Raw genomic sequence first — 1,485 nt, forward strand, 5'->3', positions numbered from 1 at the left:
AACTTATATGGACGCCTCCCGTGTGGCAAGCGGGTATTGGAAGTTTTGACTTGGCGGGTTCATTGCGGACTTATATCCGGCCTGTGCTCTTGCAGACCTGGGGTCTGCGGCTGGCCCTGATGGTCATTCGCGAAGCCGGATCTTGATCTCACTCACGGGCTGGCCCGAAGGTCGCCCCGAGTTATGCGCAGATTTCCCGACTCACGGTCTGACCGCTTTGCCATCACTTCCTCTGCTCGCCTGCACACTCCTTGGGGCCGGTCGCCCGATCTGGTTACTCACTGAGAGCCGCGCAGCTCTCTTCTTCCTGATGACGGTATTGGGCTTTCAGGCCACTACGCGCGCCTGGCGTGGCCCGAAGGCTCGCACCGCATCGAATGTGCCTCCGTGCGTGGCAATCGACCAGGCGACGCGCGCCAGCTTGTGAGCCACCGCGGTGGCCACGACGTTGAAGGGCCGACGCTTGAGCATCTCGGCAATCCACTGCGGCGGATTGGCAACGCGCACCAGATTGCGCGCGCCGTGAATCAGCAGAGTTCGAATGTACGGATCACCGCGCTTGGTGATCTTGCCCATGCGGACCTTGCCACCGGTGCCGGTATGGCCTGGCACTAGGCCCTGGCAGCAGGCGAACTCGCGTGCGTTCTTCCAGGCCTTGCCGTCCCCCAGGGTGGCCGCCAAGGCGCTGGCGCCCAGCAGCCCGATGCCGGGGGCCTTTCGCAGCTCGCGCGCGGTTCCGTTGCCGTTCTGAGCTTGCGCAATCATTTGCTCATCGGCAGCAATTCGCTGGTCCATCTCGCGCAGCACCTCCAGTTGCTGGTCCAGCAGGCGAACCATGGCCGGTGGTACCTGCTCCTCCACCTGTGCACGGTGCTCGGCCACCCAACCCACCACCTTCTTGCGCCCTTTGGGGGCGACCACGCCAAACTCGTAGAGCATGCTGCGCAGTTGGTTCACCGTGGCGGTGCGCAAGCTGACCCAGTGCGAACGCACGCGGTGGGCAAAGAGTTCGGCCTGCTGCTCTACCGTCTTGACGGCCACCTTCCGGACATCCTTGTGGGTTGCGGTGACCCAGATCGCCCGCGCATCCCGGGCATCGTCTTTGTTGCCGCTGGCGCTCTCCTTCACCTTGTGCGGCGGCAGCAATTCCACCTGGTGACCGATTTGGGTGAGCACCCGACCCCAATGGTGCGCGCCACCACACGCTTCCATCACGATGCGCGCCGGCGCGCGCCGCACGAAGAACTCGACCACCTTGGCGCGCTGCAGCTTCTTGCGGTGAATCTCGCCCGTGTCCGGATCCACCCAGTGGAGCTGGAACACGGACTTGGCAATATCGATCGCATAGGTCGTAATATTCACGTGGGGCCTCCATCGTCAGTGGTTGAACAGACCTCCACTTTGGCACTCGATGCCGTTTGATGCGAGGCCCCGCCCGACTGGCGGTGGCGGCGCGGCAGGGGTGGGAGGCGTCCATACCATCTC

At 63.8% G+C, this 1,485-nt stretch carries 1 protein-coding gene; it reads right to left on the minus strand.

The features are described 5' to 3' along the window. Window positions 1-327 precede the first annotated feature (327 nt). Window positions 328-1,362 (minus strand): IS110 family RNA-guided transposase, encoded by a 1,035-nt coding sequence (locus tag FN976_RS28675; RefSeq protein WP_145897515.1) that lies wholly within the window; start codon window positions 1,360-1,362, stop codon window positions 328-330. Window positions 1,363-1,485 lie beyond the last annotated feature (123 nt).

This window comes from Caenimonas sedimenti, from assembly GCF_007833165.1.
In the GTDB taxonomy this organism is placed as follows: Bacteria; Pseudomonadota; Gammaproteobacteria; order Burkholderiales; family Burkholderiaceae_C; genus Ramlibacter; species Ramlibacter sedimenti.